We start from the raw sequence: 18980 nt of genomic DNA on the forward strand, positions 1-18980 counted from the left end.
ACCTCGATCCGGCCCGGCCCTCGGTCGCGGGCGGGCGGGGCGGGGCATGGGCTGGTCAGCTCCAGTCGAAGGTCAGGAGGGCGAGTCGTTCGACCGGTTCGAAGAAGAGCAGGATCGAGTCCGCGCCGTGCGTGCGATAGTGCCAACCCGGGACCGTAGCCACGAAGTGGAAACGGTTGCCGGCCGGGCTGAGCGGCCAGACACGGCCGTCGCGGTGCCGGTCGCCCATTTCGATGTCGAGCGGGAAGAGGTCGGGGTCTTCCCAGTTGCCGCCCGGGGCATCGCCGCCGAGCTGGCCGAGCAGCGGCACGCCGGCGCGCGTGCCGTAGAGCGGGGAGCCGTCGGCGTCGAGCCTGATCAGGCTGCCCTCCCTCTGGTACGACTCGCGGTGTGCCCGGTAGCTGCGTTCCTGATCCTGGCAGTGCTCGTCGAGGTCGGCGCGAAACCCTTCCCACGGGTCGGGCACCTCGTCCGGCGTGGTGGCGCGCTGGAAGTAGCGGATGTCGCCGACCAGGCGGTACCGGTCGTCCTCGACGGCGAATCCCAACCAGTTGGCGGTCTGCAACGGCGAGTGGAAGGCGCTCGTGTGGTCGCCGAGGTATCCCTCGTTCGGTTCGAGCGGGCTGAGCAGATGGACCCAGCCCGACCAGCCGGCGTCCACCTGGCCGAGATCGATCGAGACCAGCGGATGCAGGTGCCGGCCGAGCAGGTCGACCTGGTCGGCGACGAACACGTCGGCGGGTTCGGGAAAGACCCGCAGGCCGGGCTCCGGTTCCATGATCTTTTCCCGCATTTCCGAACCTCCAGCCAACCGTGACAGGGCGCCGACAAGCATGTCATCCGCCCGCAAGCCGGGCGGCGTGGCTCGCCACGACGGCGGGCCACGCACCGGCGGGCGAGGGTCAGCCCTTCATCGACCCGGAGAGCAGCCCCTGGGTGAGCTGCCGTTGCAGGATGAACGCGAGGATCATCGGCGGGACGCAGGCGAGCACGGTGCTGGCGAACAGCACGTCGTAGTCGGCGCGCATGTCGCTGTACGTGGCCGCGATCTGCGGCTGGACCGTCATCACCGTCGGGCTGGACGACAGCACCAGCGGGAAGATGAACGAGTTCCAGCTGGTCAGGAACGTGAAGATGGCCGCGGTGGCGACGCCGGGACGGGCCGCCGGCAGCATGACCTTGCGCAGCACCTGGGGCTTCGAGGCGCCGTCCACGCGGGCCTGTTCGTCCAGCTCGACGTCGATCGTGTCCAGGTAGCTCTTCATGAGCCAGACGCTGAACGGCAGCGTCACCGCCAGCTCGGCGAGCACCAGCCCGGCGAACGAGTCGTAGATCTCCAGGTGGCTGAAGACCAGGAACAGCGGGATGATGATGGCGAACGTGGGCACCATCCGGGAGACGATGAGCCCGTTGAGAGCAGCCGACCAGAGCCGGCTCTTGGAGCGCGAGAAGCCGTAGGCCGCGCTGAAGCCGAGCACGACGTTGAGCACGGTGACCGCGACACAGACGATCATGCTGTTCTGCAGGCCGAGCGCGATCAGCTGGACCGTCGTCGTGCCGTCTCCCGGCGCGAAGAGCGCGACCAGCAGGTCGACGTAGTTGTCGAACGTCACGGTCTCCGGCCACCAGGCCGGCGGTATCCGCGTCATCTCGCCGACCGGCGACAGGCTGCTGCGGATGAGCCACAGGAACGGCGCGACGGACCAGATGATGACCAGGACGGTGGCGGCGGTCACCCCCGCGGTGCGCCAGCGCCGGCGCCGGCGTGGCTTCTGCCGGGGCTCCGCCTTGGTCGCGGTCTCCGTGGGTCGGGTCAGGGTCGCCTGCATCGCCGCTCCCCGTTCAGACGGCGGGACGCCGAAGCGCCCGCATGTAGACAAGGGACACGGCCATGACGATCGCCGTCAGGAAGTAGAGGATCGCCGCGCCCTTCTCGGTCGCCCCGTAGGTGAACATCGTCGCGTAGCCCCACCAGGCGAGCACGGTCGTCTCGTATCCGGGGCCGCCGTTGGTGAGCATGTAGACGAGGCTGAACGCGAGGAAGCCCTCGAGCGAGGCGACGACGAACACGACCGCGAAGCTGCTGCGCAACCACGGCAGCGTGATGTAGCGGAAGCGCTGGAACACGTTGGCCTGGTCGATCTGTGCGGCCTCGTACTGCTCCCGTGGGATCGCCTGCAGCCCGGACAGGAAGATCAGGGTCGCGTACGGCGCGATGCTCCAGATGAACGCCGTGCCCAGCAGGACGAACGCGGTGGTGCCGTCGTTGAGCCACGCGCGGTACTCGCCGATGATCCCGAGCTCGAACAGCAGGCCGTTGAGCGCGCCGTACGAGCCGTTGTAGATCCAGCCCCAGATGACGGCCACCGCCACCTGGGACATCGACCAGGGAATGAGCATGGCCGCCCGGGCGACGCCGCGCAGGGGCGAGGGGAGGTTCAACAGCAACGCCATGCCCAGCCCCAGCACGATCGAGCCGACGATCGCGATGGCGGAGAACAGAAACGTGTTGCGCAGGGCGATGGGCAGGATCGGATCGCTGAAGACGGCGGCGTAGCTGCCCAGGCCGAAGGTGCCGCCGTCGTCCGTCGGCTCGGTGAGGCTCAACCACAGCGAGTGGACCAGCGGGTACACGAGCACGCCCAGCACCACCGCGACGGCCGGACCGATGAGCGCCAGCTCGCCGAGGCGCTCGCGCCGGCGCGCGGCCCGCCGTGCCGCCGCGTGGGACGGCGGCACGACATCGGCCGGCTGAGCGGTCATCGCCGTCCCTGGGCGAACGACGCGGAGGCGGTCAGCGCCTGCTGGACGCTCACCTTGCCGAGAACGGCGTTCTGCAGCTCGGACGCCGTGCGGTCGAGCCACTCGGTGAACCAGGCCTGCTGGACGACCGGCCCGATCAGCCGCGACTTCGCCTTCTGCTCGGCCACCAGCGTCGGGTCGCTGAAGCTGCCCCACTTGGCGACGACGTCGGCGTCGTCGAACACCGGCGCGAAGCCGGGCTCGATGCCGAGGTCGATGGCGCGGTACCGGGTCGGGACGAGGTACTGCTCCTCCTTGTCCAGGCTGCCGAGGAACCGGGCGAGCTCGGGCCCGTTTTCGGCCTCCGCGCCCGACTTCGTGAGGCAGACCCAGTTCGATCCGGTCAGGCACTCGTGGGTCGTACCCGGGTACATCATGAGCTTGATCTTCCCGGCCACCTTGGCGTACTTCGTCGTGTCCAGGTTGAGCACCGGGAGGACCTGCGAGACGTTGTGCTGGAAGTAGGCCGCGTTGCCGGCGGCGAAGATCTCCAGGGTGGCGTTGTGGTCGGCGGTCAGGACGTCCGGCGGTACCAGCTCGGCCTCCCACAGGCGGCGCCAGAACTCGACCGTCTCGATGACGGCCGGGTCCTCGTGGTAGACCGGAGCCAGCGTGTCGGGGTCGAACCAGTCCTTCGCGCCGCGTGAGTAGCTGTCGCCGATCGCGAAGTACGTGATGAGGCTGTACGCCTTCGTCCACATCGGAACGAACGGGTACTGCGAACCGCCCTTGCTCTTGAGCGAGGAGAGCTGGGTGAAGAACGCCTCCCAGTCGTCCGCCGGGTCGAGGTCGCCGAGGACGGCCTCGTTGTAGACCATGACCTTCGTCAGGCCGTTGCCCGGGAGCGCGATCACCTTGTTGTCGACGGTGACCGACTGGAGCAGCGACGGGTACATGTCGTTCTTGACCTTCGACAGGTCCATCTGGTCCTCGACGTTGACCAGCCACCCCTCCTTGAGCCACTTCTGGGGGTAGCCGTCGTCGCAGGTGACGACCGTGTAGTTGGTCCCGCCACGCAGCCGTGTCTCGGTGGTGGGGTGGTAGTCCTTCGGCACGGCGGAGACGGTCACCGCGCTGCCGTACTGCTGCTTGAAGGTTTCGAGGTAGGGCGTGACCTGCTCGACCCCGAACGACGGCGTGTTATAGGTCAGCGTCGCGGCGGAGCCGCCACCGCCGGACCCACGGCCGCAGGCCGACAAGGCCCCGGCCAGGAACGCGGCTCCGCCGGCGCCGAGGAGGGCTCGGCGCGACAGGCCACGGGACAGCCCAATGTGAACTCCTGCGTCCATCTGCGTTGGTCCTTTCACGTCGCCAGCACGCTGGTGCTCGGCGTCGGCCAATGTGTCGTCTGGCACTGCCAAGGTCGCGGAGCGTGGACGGGGTTGCCAGAATGATCGGTGCCGCTCTGGTAACGGGTGCCAAAGTAGACCGCTCATCGAACTCGCGTCAAGCATCGTTTTGCTTGATCAACCCGTTGACGACCTGCGCAATCATCTCTACTCTCCTCTTTGGCACCGAGTTCCAAAAACAGATGAGCCCCAGACTCAGGAGGCAGGGTGGCCACCCAACAGGGAGCCGCGGCGGCAGCGCAGACGCCGGCCATGTCGCAGTCCATCCAGCGCGCGTTGGATGTGCTCGAAACACTCAGCACCGAGGCGCCGGAGGTCGGGCAGACGCTGACCGAGCTGGCCGACCGGCTCGGTCTGCCGAAGTCGACGGTCGCCCGGGTCCTGTTCAACCTCGAGGCGCGTGGCTTCGTCGAGCAGGACGGTCTGCGTCGCTACCGGGTGGGCATGCGGCTGTTCTCGATCGGCGGCCAGGCACTGGCCAACAGCCACCTGCGGGTGACCAGCCGCCCCTACCTGGAGGACCTCACACTCCGCGTCGGCGAGTCGTCATACCTGGGCGTCCTCGACATGCACCAGGTGCTCTACGTCGACCGGATCGAGTCGCCGCAGCCGGTCAAGTCGCTCTCGCCGATCGGGTCGCACCGGCCCGTCAACGCCACGGCGATGGGCAAGGCGCTGGTCGCCTGGATGGACGAGACCGATGTCCGGAGGCTGCTGAAGCGCACCGGCATGGCGTCCCGCACCCGGCACACCGTGACCGAGCTGGACACGTTCGTCGAAGGGCTCGAGCGGATCCGCGCCGACGGCTTCGCGGTGGACGTGGGGGAGTGGGACGAGGGGCTGACCTGCGTGGCCGCGCCGGTGCGCGCCAGCAACGGCGCCGTGGTGGGCGCGCTCGGGATCAGCGGACCGAGCTGGCGGCTCTCCGGCGAGCAGCTCAACGACGCGACCCGCCTGCTGGCAAAGGCGGTCGCCGACCTCGGCACCGAGCTGGCGCCCGCGGTCCGCTGACCGCCGCCGGCCACGACGACGAGCAGGAAACGATGACAGGAGGCTTGGGTGGTTGAGGCAGTGCGGGAGCGCGACGAGCTTGTCGAGGGTACCGCCGAGAACGGGGTCCGGGGGCAGGTCCGGTCGGGCGCGGAGGCCATCGTGGCGACCCTCGAGGCGTACGGCGTGCGGTACGTCTTCGGAATGTGCGGCCACACCAACCTCGCGATGCTGGGCGCGATCGAGCGGTCGTCGCTGACCTTCGTCGGAGTCCGCCACGAGCAGGTCGCCTCGCACGCCGCGGACGGATACTTCCGGGCCACCGGCCAGCTTGCCGCCGTGCTCACGACGATCGGTCCCGGCCTGACCAACGCCCTGACCGGCATCGGCGACGCCGCGCTCGACGGCGCCGGCATGATCGTCATCGCCGGCGACGTGCCGTCGTACCTGGCCGGCCGGGGCGGCTTCCAGGAGCTCGACCTGCACGGCGAGGCACAACAGGTCGAGATGGTGCGGCCACTGGTGAAGCGGGCCTGGAAGATCGCCAGCCGCGAGGGCCTGGCCGACGTCACGGGACGGGCCTGCCAGGTCGCCATGGCCGACCAGCCCGGGCCGGTGCTGCTCGACGTACCGATGGACCTCTTCTCCGCCACGTTCCAGGACGACATCCACGTCGCCGCGCGGCGCGTGCCGGCCGACCGGCGGACGTACGCCCCCGGCGCCCAGGTCGCCCGCGCGGCCCGGATGCTGGTCGAGGCGGAGCGGCCGGTCATCTACGCCGGCGGTGGTGCCGCGCGGTCGCGTACCCGGGACTCGCTCGTCGCCCTGGCCGAGCACCTCGGCATCCCGGTCGTGACCACGATGGCCGGGCAGGGCATAATCCCGCAGGACCATCCGCTCTGCGCCGGCTACACCGCGACGGTGGGCACGCCACTTGGCCACGACCTGGTCAACAGCGCCGATGTCGTCCTCGCGCTCGGCACGCGGTTCGGCGAGATGGAGACCAGCTCGTACGACCCGGAGGTGTCGTTCCGCGTACCGCCCACCGAGATCGTGCAGGTCGACGTGGACGCCAGCCAGATCGGGCGCACGTACCCGGTGGCGCTCGGCGTCGTCGCCGACGTCGGAGCCTTCGTCGACCAGTTGCTCGACGAGGTGCGCGGGGCCACGCCGCGCCGCGACTGGGAAACCTCCGCGCGGTTCACGGCGATCCAGGACGGCATCCGCGCCTGGCGCGCCGACATCGAGGAGGGCCGGCGCAGCGACGCCACACCGATCGCGGTGGAGCGGCTGCTCGGCGACATCCGCGAGGTGCTGCCGCGCGACGGGATCTTCCTCACCGACGTCGGCATCCGCCACCAGGTGGCGCAGCAGTTCGACGTCTACGACTCGCGTGACCACTACGTCGCCTCGGGCTGGGGCACGATGGGCGGCGCCGTCGCGGCCGCGCTCGGCGCCAAGCTCGCCGCGCCGGAGCGGGCGGTCGTGGCCGAGGTCGGGGACGGCGCGTTCACGTCGATCCTCAGCGCCGTCGTCACCGCGGTGGAGCACGACATCCCGGTCGTCTGGGTCGTGATGAACAACTTCGGGTACAGCTCGATCTCGGTCTACCAGCACAAGCACGCCCTGGGCGCGCTGGGCACGACGTTCCGCACCCCGGACGGCAAGCCGTACAACCCCGACTTCGCCGCCCTGGCCAGCGCCTGCGGTGCGCTGGGCGCCGTCGTCACCGACCCGGCCGACCTCAAGGCGGCCCTGCGCACGGCGTTGGACTCGGGACGGCCGTACGTGCTCGACGTGCACACCGAGAAGGCGCCACGGACCCGGGCCACCGGCAAGTGGGACGTCAACGACATCCTCTCCGGCAACCGGACCGCCTGACCGATCGGCAGGTTTCGGACGCGCCCGAACTCGACGATCGTTTGGAGGACCGATGACCGCTGTGCAACCGACGCAGCTACAGAACATGGACGTGAGCGAGCTTCCGCGGCTCGTGACCGAGGTGCCCGGCCCACGCTCCCGGGCACTGGTCGACCGGGAGCGGGAGCACAGCTCGCCGGGGCTGTCGGCGCTGTCGACCCTGTCCGGCGTTGCCGTCAACCAGGGGTTCGGCGCGCTCGTCGAAGACGTCGACGGCAACATCTTCATCGACTTCAGCTCTGGCACGGTCGTCACCGTGACCGGCCACGCGCACCCCAGCGTCGTGCGGGCCATCAAGGCGGAGATCGACAAGTTCATCCACATCTACGACTACACGTCGGCGTCCCGGGCGGACTTCCTGGAGTACCTCGTCTCGGTGCTGCCGGCCGGGCTGGACAAGGTGCAGATGTACACCTCCGGCGCGGAGACCGTGGAGGCCGGCCTGCGGCTGGCCCGGTCGCACACCGGCCGCTCGGAGTTCATCTCGCTCTACCGCGCCTTCCACGGCAAGACCCTGGGCGCGCTGTCGCTGATGGGCGGCGGATACAAGAAGGGCTTCGGGCCGCTCGCCCCCGGCTTCTACCAGACGCCGAACGCGTACTGCTACCGGTGCCCGCTGATGCTAGAGCCGACGAGCTGCGGCGCCAAGTGCGCCGACTTCATCGAGAACGTCTTCGAGCAGGAGACCACCGGCAACGTCGCCGCCGTCGTGGCCGAGGCGATCCAGGGCGCCGGCGGTGCCATCGTGCCGCCGCCGGAGTACTTCACGAAGATCCAGGAGTTCTGCCGCCGCAACGACATCCTGCTGTTCATCGACGAGGTGCTCACCTCGGCCGGGCGCACGGGCAAGATGTGGGCCTCGGAGCACTACGACATCGAGCCCGACATCATGACGATGGGCAAGGGCATCGGCTCCGGGTTCCCGCTGGGCGTCGTCGCCTCGTCGGAGCGGGTCATGTCGTCGCTGCCGTGGGCCCAGCACAACGGCGGCACGAGCACGTACGGCGGCAGCCCGGTCTCCGCCGCCGCCGGCCTCGCCACGCTGATCACCATCGTCAACGAGAACCTCATCGAGAACGCGGCCGTCGTCGGGGCGCACATCAAGGGCCGGCTGGAGGAGATGCAGACCCGGCACCTGTCCATGGGCGACGTCCGGGGCAGGGGCATGCTGATGGCGGTCGAGTTCGTCACCGACCGCCAGACGAAGGAGCGGATCAGCCAGGAGGCCGCCGAGTACCTGTACCGGGAGCTGGTCACCAACGGCATCCTCGTCGCCAGCGCCGCGCCGATCATGCGCATCACCCCGCCGCTGGTGATGTCCCAGGAGCTGGCCGACCGGGCACTGGACATCTTCGACGCGGCCGTCGGTCGCATGGAAAACCAGTACCGCATCGGGTGAGGGGCGCCGAGGCCGTGAGCAACCTTCAGGTGGGGGTCGGCCGGGCGGACATCACGCCCCGGTCGGCCGTCCCGATGGCCGGATACCCGGTCATCCATCCGATCGACGGCGGTCCACGCGACCACGACGGGTACGTCGGCCGGGCCGGCGACTCCGTCGGCGTGGCCGACCCGACGTACGCCCGCGCGGTGGCGCTGACCGACGGCGACGGCACGGCGGTGCTGGTGTCGTTGGACGTCTGCGTCGTCACCGCCGCGGTCACCGCCACCGTGCGGCACCGGGTCCGGGACGCCTACGGGATCCCGGAAAGCTCCGTGATGCTCGTGGCGACGCACAACCACTCGGGCCCGGACTTCACCGGCCACTGGACGCCGGTCCACCCGTCGGTGACGGCGGCGGTCGTCGACTCGGTCGTCCGGGCGGTCGCCGAGGCGGTCGAGAGCCGGCAGCCGGCCACGGCCGGAGTCGGCGTCGGGCACCTCGAAGACCTGACGGTCAACCGGCGGGAGGCCACGGGACCGGTCGACCCGGACGTGCCGGTGCTGCGCCTCGACGCCGCGGACGGCTCCTGCCTGGCGCTCGTCTACGGGTACGCCTGCCATCCCGTCATCGTCGGCACGCAGAACCGGTCGATCTCCGGCGAGTTCCCCGGCCTGTGCTCGGCGGCGCTGGAGGCCGTGCCGGGCGGCCCCCGGGTCGCGCTGTTCGTCAACGGCGGGGCCGGCAACATCAACCCGCGCACCTTCCCCTACGCCGGCGGCGAGAACGTCGTACTGGCCGGGCGGCGGGGCCAGGACCCGCGCATCCGTTCGATCCCCGCGGCGGCCCGCTTCGCCACGGCACTCGGGGGCGAGGTGCTCCGGACTGCCGCGATGACGGCCACCGGCCCGCTGCTGCCGGGACAGGGAGCCGGCGGCGCGGTCCGGGCCGTCGAGGCGCCGCTCAAGCCGGCCGACCAGCTCGACCGCCTGCTGCGGCACATCCCGCACAACCCCGCCGTCGCCGAGCGGTGGCGCACCGCCCGGTCCCTGACGACCGAGGTGTCGCTGCTGCGTCTCGGCCCCCTTGTCCTGCTGGGCATCCCGGGCGAGCCGTTCGTCGAGACGGCGCTGCGCCTCCAGAGCCGTACCCCGGACCGGCTGCTCCGGGTCGCCGGCTACGCCAACGACTACCCCGGCTACCTGTCGCCACCGGACGAGATGGCCAAGAACCGGTACGAGAGCGTCGCGACACCGCTCAGCCTCGACGGCGTGGCCCAGGTGCTCGACGCCGTCGACGCGATGGCGGAGGCGGTATGAGCGCGGGAACGGTCTACGTCCCCTCGGCCTGGGCCGGCGAGGCGGGCGAGCCGGCGGTCGCCTACGACTCACTCCGGGCGCTCCTGGAGTCGGGTACGGTCGCGGCGCCGTCCGCCCTCTGCGTCGACGAGCCCATCGACGACCGGCTGCTCGCGCTCGTGCCGAGCGGATGCCTGCTGTCGTTCCCCGGCACCGGCGTGTGGGACCTGGTCGACGTGGACCGCGCCGCCGCCCGCGACGTACGCGTGAGCAACGTCGCCGACTACGGCACCGACGCGATCGCCGAGCACACGTTCGCGCTGATGCTCGCGGTCACCCGGTCCCTCCCGCGGGCCGACCGCCGGGTCCGCGCCGGGCTGCCGCCGCCCGAGGTCTGGGGCACCACGCTCGCGTCCCGGGTACTCGGCGTCGTCGGCCTCGGGGCCGTCGGCCGGCGCGTGGCCCGGATCGGCGCCGCGTTCGGCATGCGCGTGCTCGCCACCGCGCGCCGGGAGGACTCCGCGCGGTGGGCGGCCGAGGCCGGGGGAGTGCACCTCACCCCCCTGCCGGACCTGCTCGAACGCTCCGACGTGGTCAGCCTCCACCTCCGGTACGCCCGGGGCGACCGCCCCACGCTCGGAGCGGCCGAACTCGCGTCGATGAAGCCGACCGCGATTCTGGTGAACACCGCCCGCGGTGGGCTCGTCGACCTCACCGCCCTCACCGAGGCGCTCGCCCGCGGCACGATCGCCGGGGCCGGACTTGACGTCTTCGAGCCCGAGCCGCTCCCCGCCGGCCATCCGCTGCTCGCCCTGGACAACACCGTCCTCAGCCCGCACGTCGCGGCCGGCGCGCCGGAGGTGCGGCGACGGGCGGTCGCGGCGGCACTGGGCAACGCGCGGGACTTCGTCCGCTCCCGCTCCACAGTGGACGTACCGCGATGAGGCCCGCCGTGCTGCTCTCCGAGCCCATCCATCCCGACGGGCGCCGGCTGCTGGAGGAGCGGGCCGCCGTCACCGTCGCGGCGTCGGTCGACTCCGCGGCCCTCCTGGAGCACGCCGACCGGGTCGACGCGGTGATCCTCCGCGCCCGGGGCCGGCTCGACCGGGACTTCTTCCGCCAGGCGCCGCGCCTGAAGGTGGTGGGCCGGTACGGCGTCGGCGTGGACAACATCGACCTCGACGCCGCGGCCGAGCATGCGGTCACCGTCGTCAACACCGCCGGCCTCAACGCGCAGTCCGTCGCCGAGCACGCGGTCGCCATGATGTTCGCGCTGGCCCGGCGACTGCACCGGCAGGACCGCGCCGTACGCGACCGGGACTGGTCGGCCCGCGACGCGCTGGGCGGATCGGAACTCGCCGGCGCGACCGTCGGCGTCATCGGGTTCGGCGCCATCGGTCGCGCGGTGGCCGCCATCTGCCACCTCGGCCTGGGCATGCGCGTGCTCTACCACGACCCGTTCCGCGTCACCGGCGCGGACGACGGGCTCGCCGCGTCGCCGGTGAGCCTCGACGACCTGCTGCGCGACAGCGATGTCGTCACCGTCCACGTGCCGCTGACGCCGCGGACCCGGCACCTGATCGGCGCCGCGCGACTTCGGGCGATGCGCCCGCACGCCCTGCTGGTCAACGTCTCCCGGGGAGACGTGGTGGACGAGGACGCCCTCGCGGCGGCGCTGGCCGACGGGACGATCGCCGGGGCCGGGCTCGACGTCTTCGCGCAGGAGCCGCCCGCGGCGTCCGCCCCGATCCTCTCCGCGCCCAACACCGTCCTCACCCCGCACAGCGCCGCCCTCACCGAGGAGGCCGCGCGCCGCATGTCGGTCGGCGTCGCCACCGACGTGCTGGCCGTCCTCGGCGGCGGCCCGGCCGCCCGGCCGGTGCCCCACCCCACGACCACCGGGAGCGCCACGTGACCGACATCCGCCTGCGCGGCGTCATCGCGCCGATGGTCACCCCGATGCATCCGGACGAGACCGTGGACGAGGGCTCGGCCCGCCGGCTCGTCCGGGCGCTGCTGGCGGCGGGCGTGGACGGGGTGTGGCTGCTCGGCACCACCGGCGAGTTCGCCGCGCTGGACACCGCGGAACGCACGCGCCTTGTCGAGGTGGTCTGCGACGAGGTCGCCGGACGCGTTCCGGTCGTGGTCAACGTCAGCCAGCCCGGTACGGCGCTCGCGATCCGTACCGGTCGGGACGCGGTCCGGGCCGGCGCCGACGGCCTGGCGGCGACGCCGCCCTTCTACTACCCGCACAGCGCGGCGGAGATCGACGGGCACTACCGGGCGCTGAAGGAGGCCCACGCCGACGTTCCGCTGTTCGCCTACAACATCCCGCAGAACGTCCGGCCGGCCCTGGAGGCCGGGAGTGTCGTGGTGCTGGCGGCCGACGGGATCCTCCAGGGGATCAAGGACTCGCAGAACAACCTGCAGTGGTTTCGCCTCGTCGCGGACCGCACCCGCGAGGCGGTCGGACCCGACGCGTTCGCGATGCTCCTGGGCACGCGGACCCTCGTCGACGTCGCCACCGCCGTCGGTGCCCACGGGGTCGTGCCGGCGATGGCCAACGTCGCCCCGGCCGCCTGCCGCCGGGCGTTCCTCCAGCCGGGCGCCGGGGCGCGAGCCGACATCGACACGATCTCCGCGTACGAGCAGATGACCGGGCACGTCGTCGCGACCTCCGCGAACGCCACCGCGATCTGTGCCGTCAAGACCGCGTTGTGGCACTGGGGCGTCATCGCCTCCCCGCAGGTGAGCGCGCCGCTGCGGCCGCCCCGAGGCGACGCCCTCGAAGCCCTGCTCACCGCGCTCTCCGCCCTCGCCCCTCTGACGAACCCGGACGGATCCCCATGACCTTCGACAAGGACCCCGCCGACGCTCGCCTTCGTGTCGGGGCCGCCCGCGCCGACATCACCCCGCCGGTGGGCCTGCGCCTCACCGGGACCCTGCGCGAGAAGGGCTCGGAGGCGGTCGACCGCCCCCTGGCCCTCACCGCACTCGCCCTGCTCGGCGGCCGGACGCCCGTCATCGTGCTCGCCTGCGACCTCGTCCACCTCTCGCCGGAGGAGGTCGCCCAGCTCCGGGCCGCGGTGGCCGCGCGGATCGGCCCGGCCGACATCTTCGTCAACGTCAGCCACTCCCACGCGACGCCGGCGCCGCCGAGCGCGCGGGAGTTCGACCCGCAGACCGAGGCCGAGCAGGTCGAGCTGGCCGAGCTGTACTTCCGGGAGGTCGTCGCGAAGGCGGCCGGCATCAGCGCCGTCGCGGTCGCGGGCGCGCGTCCCGCGGTCGTCGGGCACGGCACCGGCACGGTCACCGTCGGCGTGAACCGCCGCGAGGTCGGCCCCGACGGCAACCTGCTCCTGGGCGAGAACCCGGACGGCATCGTCGACCCGACGGTGGGCGTCGTGCGCTTCGACGAGGTCGGCGGCCGGCCGATCGCGGCGGTGGTGCACTACTCCTGCCATCCGGATGTGCTCGGCCCCAAATCCGGACTGATCTCGCCCGACTTCGTCGGCGCGGCCCGCGATGTCACCGAGCGGCTCACCGGCGCGATGGCACTCTTCCTACAGGGCTGCGCCGGCGACATCGACCCGCTGTGCGGCATCGTGACCGGCGACGACGGGGTACGCGAGGCCGACCGGCTGGGCACGGAGCTGGCCTGCGAAGCGGTCCGCGTGTACCAGCGGCTCGTGGAGCACCGGGTACGCGACCATCGCGTGCACTGGCGCTCGTCGACGTCGAACTCGTCGGTCACCGGCTGGGTCTACCAGGACGCCCGGCACTCCGACCCGGTCGTGGCCAGTACGTCGACCACGGTCACGCTGCCGTTGCGCGAGCTGCCGGCTCCCGAGGAGGCCGCCGCCGCGTACGCCTCGGCCGTCGAGCACTTCGACGCCGTCCGGGATCAGCAGGCCGACCTGCCGACCCGGCTGCGGGCGCGGCGGCGGGTCATCTGGACCGAGATGCAGTTGGCGGCCGTGCGACGCGGCGAGGCGCTGACCGAGGACGTCGAGGTCCAGGGCATCCGGATCGGAGACCTGGCCCTGATCGGCATCCCGGCGGAGCTGTTCGTGGAGATCGGGCTCCAGATCCGGGCCGGGTCTCCGTTTCGCACCACGCTGGTCAGCGGCTACACCAACGGCGTCCTGTTCTACGTGCCCACCGCGGCCGCCTTCGAGCAGGGCGGGTACGAGATCGAGTCGCACCAGAACTACCTGCGGCCGGCCGGGCCGACCCCGGAGTGGGAGAAGCGGCTCGTCTCCACCGGCCTGGACGTCCTCGCCGACCTCAACCGCGCGGAGGTGAACCGATGAGCCCACGGATCGCGCTGTCCGGGTTCTTCTTCGACCAGTACTCGGCCGAGGACCTGCTGTCGTTCGCCGGCCGCCTCGGCGTGACCGGCATCGACTACTGGCCCTGGAACCGTGGGCAACATCCGGTCGGTGCGTACCGGCGCATGCTCGACGACGCGGGCCTGAGCGTCTGCTGCCTGAACGTGCCGAGCCGCGACATCCGGCTCGGCGGCATCGAGCCGCCCGCCGACGCCGCGCGCATCCTCGTCGAGGCGATGGACGACGCCGTCGCGCTCGGTGCGCCGGCGATCCAGGTGTACTGCGCCGCGCCAGACGTGCGTACCCGGGGCGAGGCCGTCGACATCCTGGCCGACCAACTCGCACCGCTGTTCGCCGAAGCCGCCAGCCGGTCCCTCACGATCCTGGTGGAGAACAACCTGGACCAGCGGGGCGAGGACACGCACGGGGTCAACGCGTCGCGATCCGTGGAGAGCCTCGAAGCGCTCGCCCGGCGTACCGGACCCGACGGCGTGCGCGTCTGCTACGACCCGGCCAACTTCGTGGCCGTCGGCGAGCCGGCGTTCCCCGAGGCGTACGAGCGGTTGCGGCCGTACATCGGGGCCGTGCACGCCAAGGACTGCGTCCGCTTCGAGGAGCGGCACCGCGACGAGCCCGCCGCGCGGCGGCTCTTCGTCGACGGGCTCGAAGGGCCGTTCCTGCCGGTCGTCGTGGGGCAGGGCGCCGTCGGCTGGCCCGCCCTGATCGACCGGCTGATCGCGGACGGATACGACGGCTGGTGGACGATCGACCCGTTCACCAGCCCCGACCTCCTGGAGGAATGGTGCGTGGCGAGCCTGAACGCCGTCACCGGAATGATCGCTTCGGCCGAGGGCGCCCGATGACGGCAGACTGGTGGGGCCTGGCCGGACGGCGGGTACTCGTCGCCGGCGCGGGCGGGCTCGGCCGCGCGGTGATCGACGCTCTCGCCGACCTCGGCTGCTCCTGCGCGGCCCTCGACCGCTCGCCGGACGTGCTTGGCGAGGTGGCGACCGCCCATCCGGACATCCCGACCCGGCGCGTCGACCTGACTGACCGGGAGGCGACCCGCGCCGCCGTCGACGAGATGGCCGACCGGATGGGCGGACTGGACGTCGCCGTCCACGCGGTCGGCGTCAACGACCGGCGGCCCATCCTGTCCGTCACCGCGGACGGCTGGCGTCACCTGCTCTCGGTCAACCTCGATTCGGCGTTCCACTTCGCGCAGGCCACCGGCGCGATCATGACGGCTCGGGGGGAGGGTCGGCTGATCCTGTTCTCGTCCGTGGCCGGCACGCTGGCCCACCGGGACCACGGCGCGTACGCGGCCTCCAAGGGAGCACTCAACCAGTTCGCCCGGGTCATGGCCCACGAGTGGGCGTCGGCCGGCGTCACCGTGAACACGATCGCGCCGGGCTACACACCGACCGGACTGACCCTCCGGCATCTCGCCAAGCCGGGCGTCGAGGACAAGCTCACCGGGCTCGTCCCGACCGGGCGCCTCGGCCAGGTGGAGGACGTACAGGGAATCGTCGCCCTGCTCGCCTCGCCCCGGTCCGCCTACATCACCGGACAGGTCATCCACGTCGACGGAGGACGAACTCTTGTCTGACCACAGTGCCCTCGCCGCCCGGCTGCCGGTCGCCGGCACCGACCTGCGGGTCGCGCCGCTCTGCTTCGGCGGCAACGTCCTCGGCTGGACCTGCGACGAACGCCAGTCCCGGGCCGTGCTGGACGCGTACGCCGCGGCCGGCGGCAACTTCGTCGACACCGCCGACCAGTACTCCTCGTGGGTCCCCGGCAACATCGGCGGCGAGTCAGAGACGATCATCGGGGGATGGCTCGCCACCGGCGTCGACCGCGGCGACCTGGTGATCGCGACCAAGTGCGGCCGGATGCCGGGCCTGGAGGGGCTGGCGCCCGCGACCGTCCGCGCCGCGGTCGACGCCTCACTGCGCCGGCTCGGCACCGACTACGTCGACGTGCTCTACGCCCACCTCGACGACACCGAGACCCCGCTCGAGGCGACGCTGGAGACCTTCGACAGCCTGGTCCGGGCGGGCAAGGTGCGGTACGTCGGCGCCTCCAACTTCGGCGCCGAACGGCTGGACCAGGCGCTGAAGACCGCGACCGCCAACGACTGGGCGCCGTTCACCGCTCTCCAGACCCACTACAACCTGGTCGAGCGGGAGGCGTACGAGACCGACCTGCGCGCCGTGGTGGCCCGGCACGGCCTGGCCTGCTTCCCGTACTACGGCCTCGCGAGCGGATACCTGACCGGCAAGTACAGCGGTGGGTCGGCGCCGGCCAGCCCTCGCTCGGCGGCTGCCGCCCGGTACCGGGAACGCGGCGGGGAGCGCGTGGTCGACGCCCTGAAGGTGATCGCCGACCGGCGTGCCGTGTCGGTCGGCGCGGTGGCACTCGCCTGGCTCGCCCGACAGCCCACGGTGGTCGCGCCCATCGCGAGCGCCCGCACGCCGGACCAGCTGACCGAGATCATGGCCTTCGCCGGGCTGACCCTGGACACCGACGAACTCGCCGCGCTCGACGCCGCCAGCCGCTGACGTGGTACCCGGCTCCCGTGACGGCGGCCGGGCACCACGATCCCGCGTGCGGACCTGGGTCAGGGGCTCGTGAGGATGACGAGTCGCTGGGTCGCCCGGGTCATCGCGACGTAGCGGTCGACCGCTCCCTCGATGTCCTTGCCGAACGCCTCCGGGTCGACGAGGACGACGAGGTCGAACTCGAGCCCTTTCGACAGCTCCGGGGTCAGCGACTGGACGCGGGACCTCGCCCGGAACGCGGGGTCGCCGATGACGCAGGCGATCCCCTCGGCGTGCTCGGCGAGCCAGGTGTCGAGGATCGAGCCCAGATCCGAAGCCGATCCGTGTACGACGGGGAGGCCGTTGCCGCGGATGGAGGTCGGCACGTTGGCGTCCGGGAGCGCGGCACGGATGACCGGCTCGGCTTCCGCCATGACCTCTTTCGGCGTCCGGTAGTTGATGCTCAGCGAGGCCAGCTCGATCCGGTCGAGTCCGACCCGTTCGAGCCGCTCCCGCCACGACTCCGTGAAGCCGTGCCGGGCCTGGGCGCGGTCCCCGACGATCGTGAAGCTCCGTGACGGGCAGCGCAGCAGCAACATCTGCCACTCCGCGTCGGTCAGCTCCTGAGCCTCGTCCACGACGATGTGCGCGAACGGGCCGGCGAGCCGGTCCGGCTCGACGGCCGGCAGTACCGTCTCGTCCACTAAGGACTCGCGCATGTCCTGCCCGCGCAGCATGATCAGCACGCCTTCGCCGTCGTCGTAGGTGTGGGCCGCGAGCAGGTCGTCGACGACCGTGGCCATGCGCTCGCGTTCGACGGCGAGAGTGGCGTCGTCCCGGCGCTGGCGCCGAAACGCCTCCGGATCGCCGAGCCGCTGCCGTGCCGCGTCCAGCAGCGGCAGGTCGGACACCGTCCACGCGTGGGCGTCCGTGCGTCGCAGCTTCCGGACCTCGTCGGGGCTGAGCCAGGGAGCGCACCGGCGCAGGTAGGCGGGTACGGTCCACAGGTCGCCGACGATGTCGGTCGCTTCGAGCAGCGGCCAGGCGCGGTTGACGGTGGCGCGCAGCTCCCCGTTCCGCCGCAGCGACTCGCGGACCAGCCCTTCCGGCTCGTCGCCGTCGTACTTGTCCACCAGGATCGCCAGCAGCTCCTCCCAGATCTGGTCGAGCGCCTCGTTGTGCGGGGCACCGGATCCCGCCGCCCCGAACGCCTCGGCCCAGTCGTCGGCGCTCAGCCAGATGTCCGAGTCGAGGGCCGCGATCCGCATCCCCTTGTCCGGCGGTTCCTCGTAGAACCGGACGGCCGCCTCGACCGCCTTCACCAGGTCCGCGGAGGACTTCAACCGGGCCACGTCCGGGTCGGCCTCGATCGCCGCCGCGGCTCCCTCGGGGACGAGGTCCCGCAGGGTACAGGTCTGCACGTCCTCCTCGCCGAGGCTGGGCAGGACGTCGGCGACGTAGTTCAGGTAGGGCTGGTGCGGACCGACGAACAGCACGCCGCCCCGGCGGTGCCCGAGGCGCGGGTCGGCGTAGAGCAGGTACGCGGTGCGGTGCAGCGCGACGACCGTCTTGCCCGTGCCGGGACCGCCGTCGACGACGAGAGCGCCACTCGAACCGGCCCGGATGATGGCGTCCTGGTCGGCCTGGATGGTGCCGAGCACGTCCCGCATCCGGTCCGAGCGGTTGCCGCCCAGGCTGGCGATGAAGGCGGACTGGTCGTCGAGCGCGGCGTGCCCGTCGAGCCCTTCCGGCGTGAACACCTCGTCCCAGTAGTCCGTGATCCGGCCGCGGGTCCAGCGGTACCTGCGGCGGCTCGCCAGGCCCATCGGGTTGGCGTGGGTCGCGCCGAAGAACGGCTCAGCCGCGGGGGAGCGCCAGTCGAGCAGCAGCCGCCGGCCCGCGCCGTCGGTGAGGCCGATCCGCCCGACGTACACGGTCTCGGAGGTGTCCGCGTCGACCATGCGTCCGAGGCACAGGTCCAGGCCGTAACGACGCAGCGTACGCAGGCGAGAGGCCAGCCGGCGGACCTCCTGGTCCCGGTCCAACGCCTGCCGGCCTTTGCCGCCGGGCGCCTTGCGCGCGGCGTCGAGGCGGTCGGACAGGTCGTCGATCGACCGTTCGAGGCTCCCCGCGATGACCGCGAAGTGCCGCTCGTCGCCGGCGATCAGCCTCGGGTCGGCCTTGGCGGAGAGGCGGTCGGGAAGATCAAACACGCTGGTACTCAGCGGGTTCACGTCATCAGCTCCGATCTGAGGCCACTTGCGACCACCTGCGCACGGATGTACGCCGCCAACGGCACGCAGTCCGCCCGCTCCCATTTCGGCAGGTCCTGGCCTCGGCCGACGATTCTGCGGCACGACCGGGGTCTTGCC

The 18980-nt window shown here is 71.7% G+C and carries 16 protein-coding genes; 11 read left to right on the top strand and 5 right to left on the bottom strand.

Annotation, left to right across the window (positions count from 1 at the left end):
* Positions 1–55: 55 nt before the first annotated feature.
* The 4 genes from ACFFIA_RS19615 to ACFFIA_RS19630 all read right to left on the bottom strand — a co-directional run bounded on the left by ACFFIA_RS19615 (position 56) and on the right by ACFFIA_RS19630 (position 4091).
* On the bottom strand, positions 56–793 hold the full coding sequence (locus tag ACFFIA_RS19615; protein ID WP_377252938.1) for a hypothetical protein: 738 nt from the start codon (positions 791–793) through the stop codon (positions 56–58).
* A 109-nt stretch (positions 794–902) separates the two neighbouring features.
* Entirely contained in the window at positions 903–1829 is a 927-nt protein-coding gene (locus ACFFIA_RS19620; RefSeq protein WP_377252939.1) for a carbohydrate ABC transporter permease, read from the bottom strand.
* Between the two features lie 13 nt (positions 1830–1842).
* Entirely contained in the window at positions 1843–2763 is a 921-nt protein-coding gene (locus tag ACFFIA_RS19625) for a carbohydrate ABC transporter permease (RefSeq protein ID WP_377252940.1), read from the bottom strand.
* Entirely contained in the window at positions 2760–4091 is a 1332-nt protein-coding gene (locus ACFFIA_RS19630; RefSeq protein WP_377252941.1) for an ABC transporter substrate-binding protein, read from the bottom strand. The genes ACFFIA_RS19625 and ACFFIA_RS19630 overlap by 4 nt, the downstream gene beginning before the upstream one ends.
* Before the next feature lie 267 nt (positions 4092–4358).
* Between ACFFIA_RS19630 and ACFFIA_RS19635 the strand changes: the two genes are divergently transcribed.
* From ACFFIA_RS19635 to ACFFIA_RS19685, 11 genes are read left to right on the top strand one after another with little or no spacing between them, the layout of a single operon-like run.
* Positions 4359–5162: an IclR family transcriptional regulator gene (locus ACFFIA_RS19635; protein WP_377252942.1), complete on the top strand. Its 804-nt coding sequence runs from the start codon at positions 4359–4361 to the stop codon at positions 5160–5162.
* Positions 5163–5210: 48 nt separating this feature from the next.
* A complete protein-coding gene (locus ACFFIA_RS19640) occupies positions 5211–7022 on the top strand; it encodes a thiamine pyrophosphate-binding protein (RefSeq protein WP_377252943.1) in 1812 nt (603 codons plus the stop codon).
* A 52-nt stretch (positions 7023–7074) separates the two neighbouring features.
* Positions 7075–8460, top strand: a complete 1386-nt coding sequence (locus tag ACFFIA_RS19645) for an aspartate aminotransferase family protein (RefSeq protein ID WP_377252945.1) — start codon at positions 7075–7077, stop codon at positions 8458–8460.
* A gap of 14 nt (positions 8461–8474) precedes the next feature.
* Positions 8475–9758 (top strand): neutral/alkaline non-lysosomal ceramidase N-terminal domain-containing protein, encoded by a 1284-nt coding sequence (locus ACFFIA_RS19650; RefSeq protein WP_377252946.1) that lies wholly within the window; start codon positions 8475–8477, stop codon positions 9756–9758.
* Positions 9755–10681 (top strand): 2-hydroxyacid dehydrogenase, encoded by a 927-nt coding sequence (locus tag ACFFIA_RS19655; RefSeq protein WP_377252947.1) that lies wholly within the window; start codon positions 9755–9757, stop codon positions 10679–10681. Before ACFFIA_RS19650 ends, ACFFIA_RS19655 begins: the two co-directional genes overlap by 4 nt.
* Positions 10678–11652, top strand: a complete 975-nt coding sequence (locus tag ACFFIA_RS19660; protein WP_377252948.1) for a hydroxyacid dehydrogenase — start codon at positions 10678–10680, stop codon at positions 11650–11652. Before ACFFIA_RS19655 ends, ACFFIA_RS19660 begins: the two co-directional genes overlap by 4 nt.
* Complete coding sequence (locus tag ACFFIA_RS19665; RefSeq protein ID WP_377252949.1) at positions 11649–12587, top strand: dihydrodipicolinate synthase family protein; 939 nt, start codon at positions 11649–11651, stop codon at positions 12585–12587. The genes ACFFIA_RS19660 and ACFFIA_RS19665 overlap by 4 nt, the downstream gene beginning before the upstream one ends.
* Positions 12584–14050 carry a hypothetical protein gene (locus tag ACFFIA_RS19670; RefSeq protein ID WP_377252950.1) on the top strand — a complete coding sequence of 489 codons (1467 nt, stop codon included), beginning with the start codon at positions 12584–12586 and terminating at the stop codon, positions 14048–14050. The genes ACFFIA_RS19665 and ACFFIA_RS19670 overlap by 4 nt, the downstream gene beginning before the upstream one ends.
* The gene (locus ACFFIA_RS19675; protein WP_377252951.1) at positions 14047–14931 is read left to right on the top strand and encodes a sugar phosphate isomerase/epimerase family protein; all 885 of its coding nucleotides are present in this window, start codon (positions 14047–14049) and stop codon (positions 14929–14931) included. Before ACFFIA_RS19670 ends, ACFFIA_RS19675 begins: the two co-directional genes overlap by 4 nt.
* A complete protein-coding gene (locus tag ACFFIA_RS19680) occupies positions 14928–15677 on the top strand; it encodes an SDR family NAD(P)-dependent oxidoreductase (RefSeq protein ID WP_377252952.1) in 750 nt (249 codons plus the stop codon). Before ACFFIA_RS19675 ends, ACFFIA_RS19680 begins: the two co-directional genes overlap by 4 nt.
* Complete coding sequence (locus tag ACFFIA_RS19685) at positions 15670–16629, top strand: aldo/keto reductase (RefSeq protein ID WP_377252953.1); 960 nt, start codon at positions 15670–15672, stop codon at positions 16627–16629. The genes ACFFIA_RS19680 and ACFFIA_RS19685 overlap by 8 nt, the downstream gene beginning before the upstream one ends.
* Positions 16630–16688: 59 nt before the next feature.
* On the opposite strand, the gene helR is transcribed toward ACFFIA_RS19685, so the two are convergent.
* A complete protein-coding gene (helR, locus tag ACFFIA_RS19690) occupies positions 16689–18821 on the bottom strand; it encodes an RNA polymerase recycling motor ATPase HelR (protein ID WP_377252954.1) in 2133 nt (710 codons plus the stop codon).
* Between the last annotated feature and the right edge of the window lie 159 nt (positions 18822–18980).

It is taken from the genome of Phytohabitans kaempferiae (assembly GCF_042433955.1).
GTDB classification, from domain to species: domain Bacteria; phylum Actinomycetota; class Actinomycetes; order Mycobacteriales; family Micromonosporaceae; genus Phytohabitans; species Phytohabitans kaempferiae.

What these genes read in the sequence shown, in the direction of transcription:
- ACFFIA_RS19680 (WP_377252952.1), top strand. Translation starts at nt 14,928, where the DNA reads ATGACGGCAGACTGGTGGGGCCTGGCCGGACGGCGGGTACTCGTCGCC.
- ACFFIA_RS19675 (WP_377252951.1), top strand. Translation starts at nt 14,047, where the DNA reads ATGAGCCCACGGATCGCGCTGTCCGGGTTCTTCTTCGACCAGTACTCG.
- ACFFIA_RS19630 (WP_377252941.1), bottom strand. Translation starts at nt 4,091, where the DNA reads ATGGACGCAGGAGTTCACATTGGGCTGTCCCGTGGCCTGTCGCGCCGA.
- ACFFIA_RS19620 (WP_377252939.1), bottom strand. Translation starts at nt 1,829, where the DNA reads ATGCAGGCGACCCTGACCCGACCCACGGAGACCGCGACCAAGGCGGAG.
- ACFFIA_RS19615 (WP_377252938.1), bottom strand. Translation starts at nt 793, where the DNA reads ATGCGGGAAAAGATCATGGAACCGGAGCCCGGCCTGCGGGTCTTTCCC.
- ACFFIA_RS19655 (WP_377252947.1), top strand. Translation starts at nt 9,755, where the DNA reads ATGAGCGCGGGAACGGTCTACGTCCCCTCGGCCTGGGCCGGCGAGGCG.
- ACFFIA_RS19660 (WP_377252948.1), top strand. Translation starts at nt 10,678, where the DNA reads ATGAGGCCCGCCGTGCTGCTCTCCGAGCCCATCCATCCCGACGGGCGC.
- ACFFIA_RS19625 (WP_377252940.1), bottom strand. Translation starts at nt 2,763, where the DNA reads ATGACCGCTCAGCCGGCCGATGTCGTGCCGCCGTCCCACGCGGCGGCA.
- ACFFIA_RS19670 (WP_377252950.1), top strand. Translation starts at nt 12,584, where the DNA reads ATGACCTTCGACAAGGACCCCGCCGACGCTCGCCTTCGTGTCGGGGCC.
- ACFFIA_RS19645 (WP_377252945.1), top strand. Translation starts at nt 7,075, where the DNA reads ATGACCGCTGTGCAACCGACGCAGCTACAGAACATGGACGTGAGCGAG.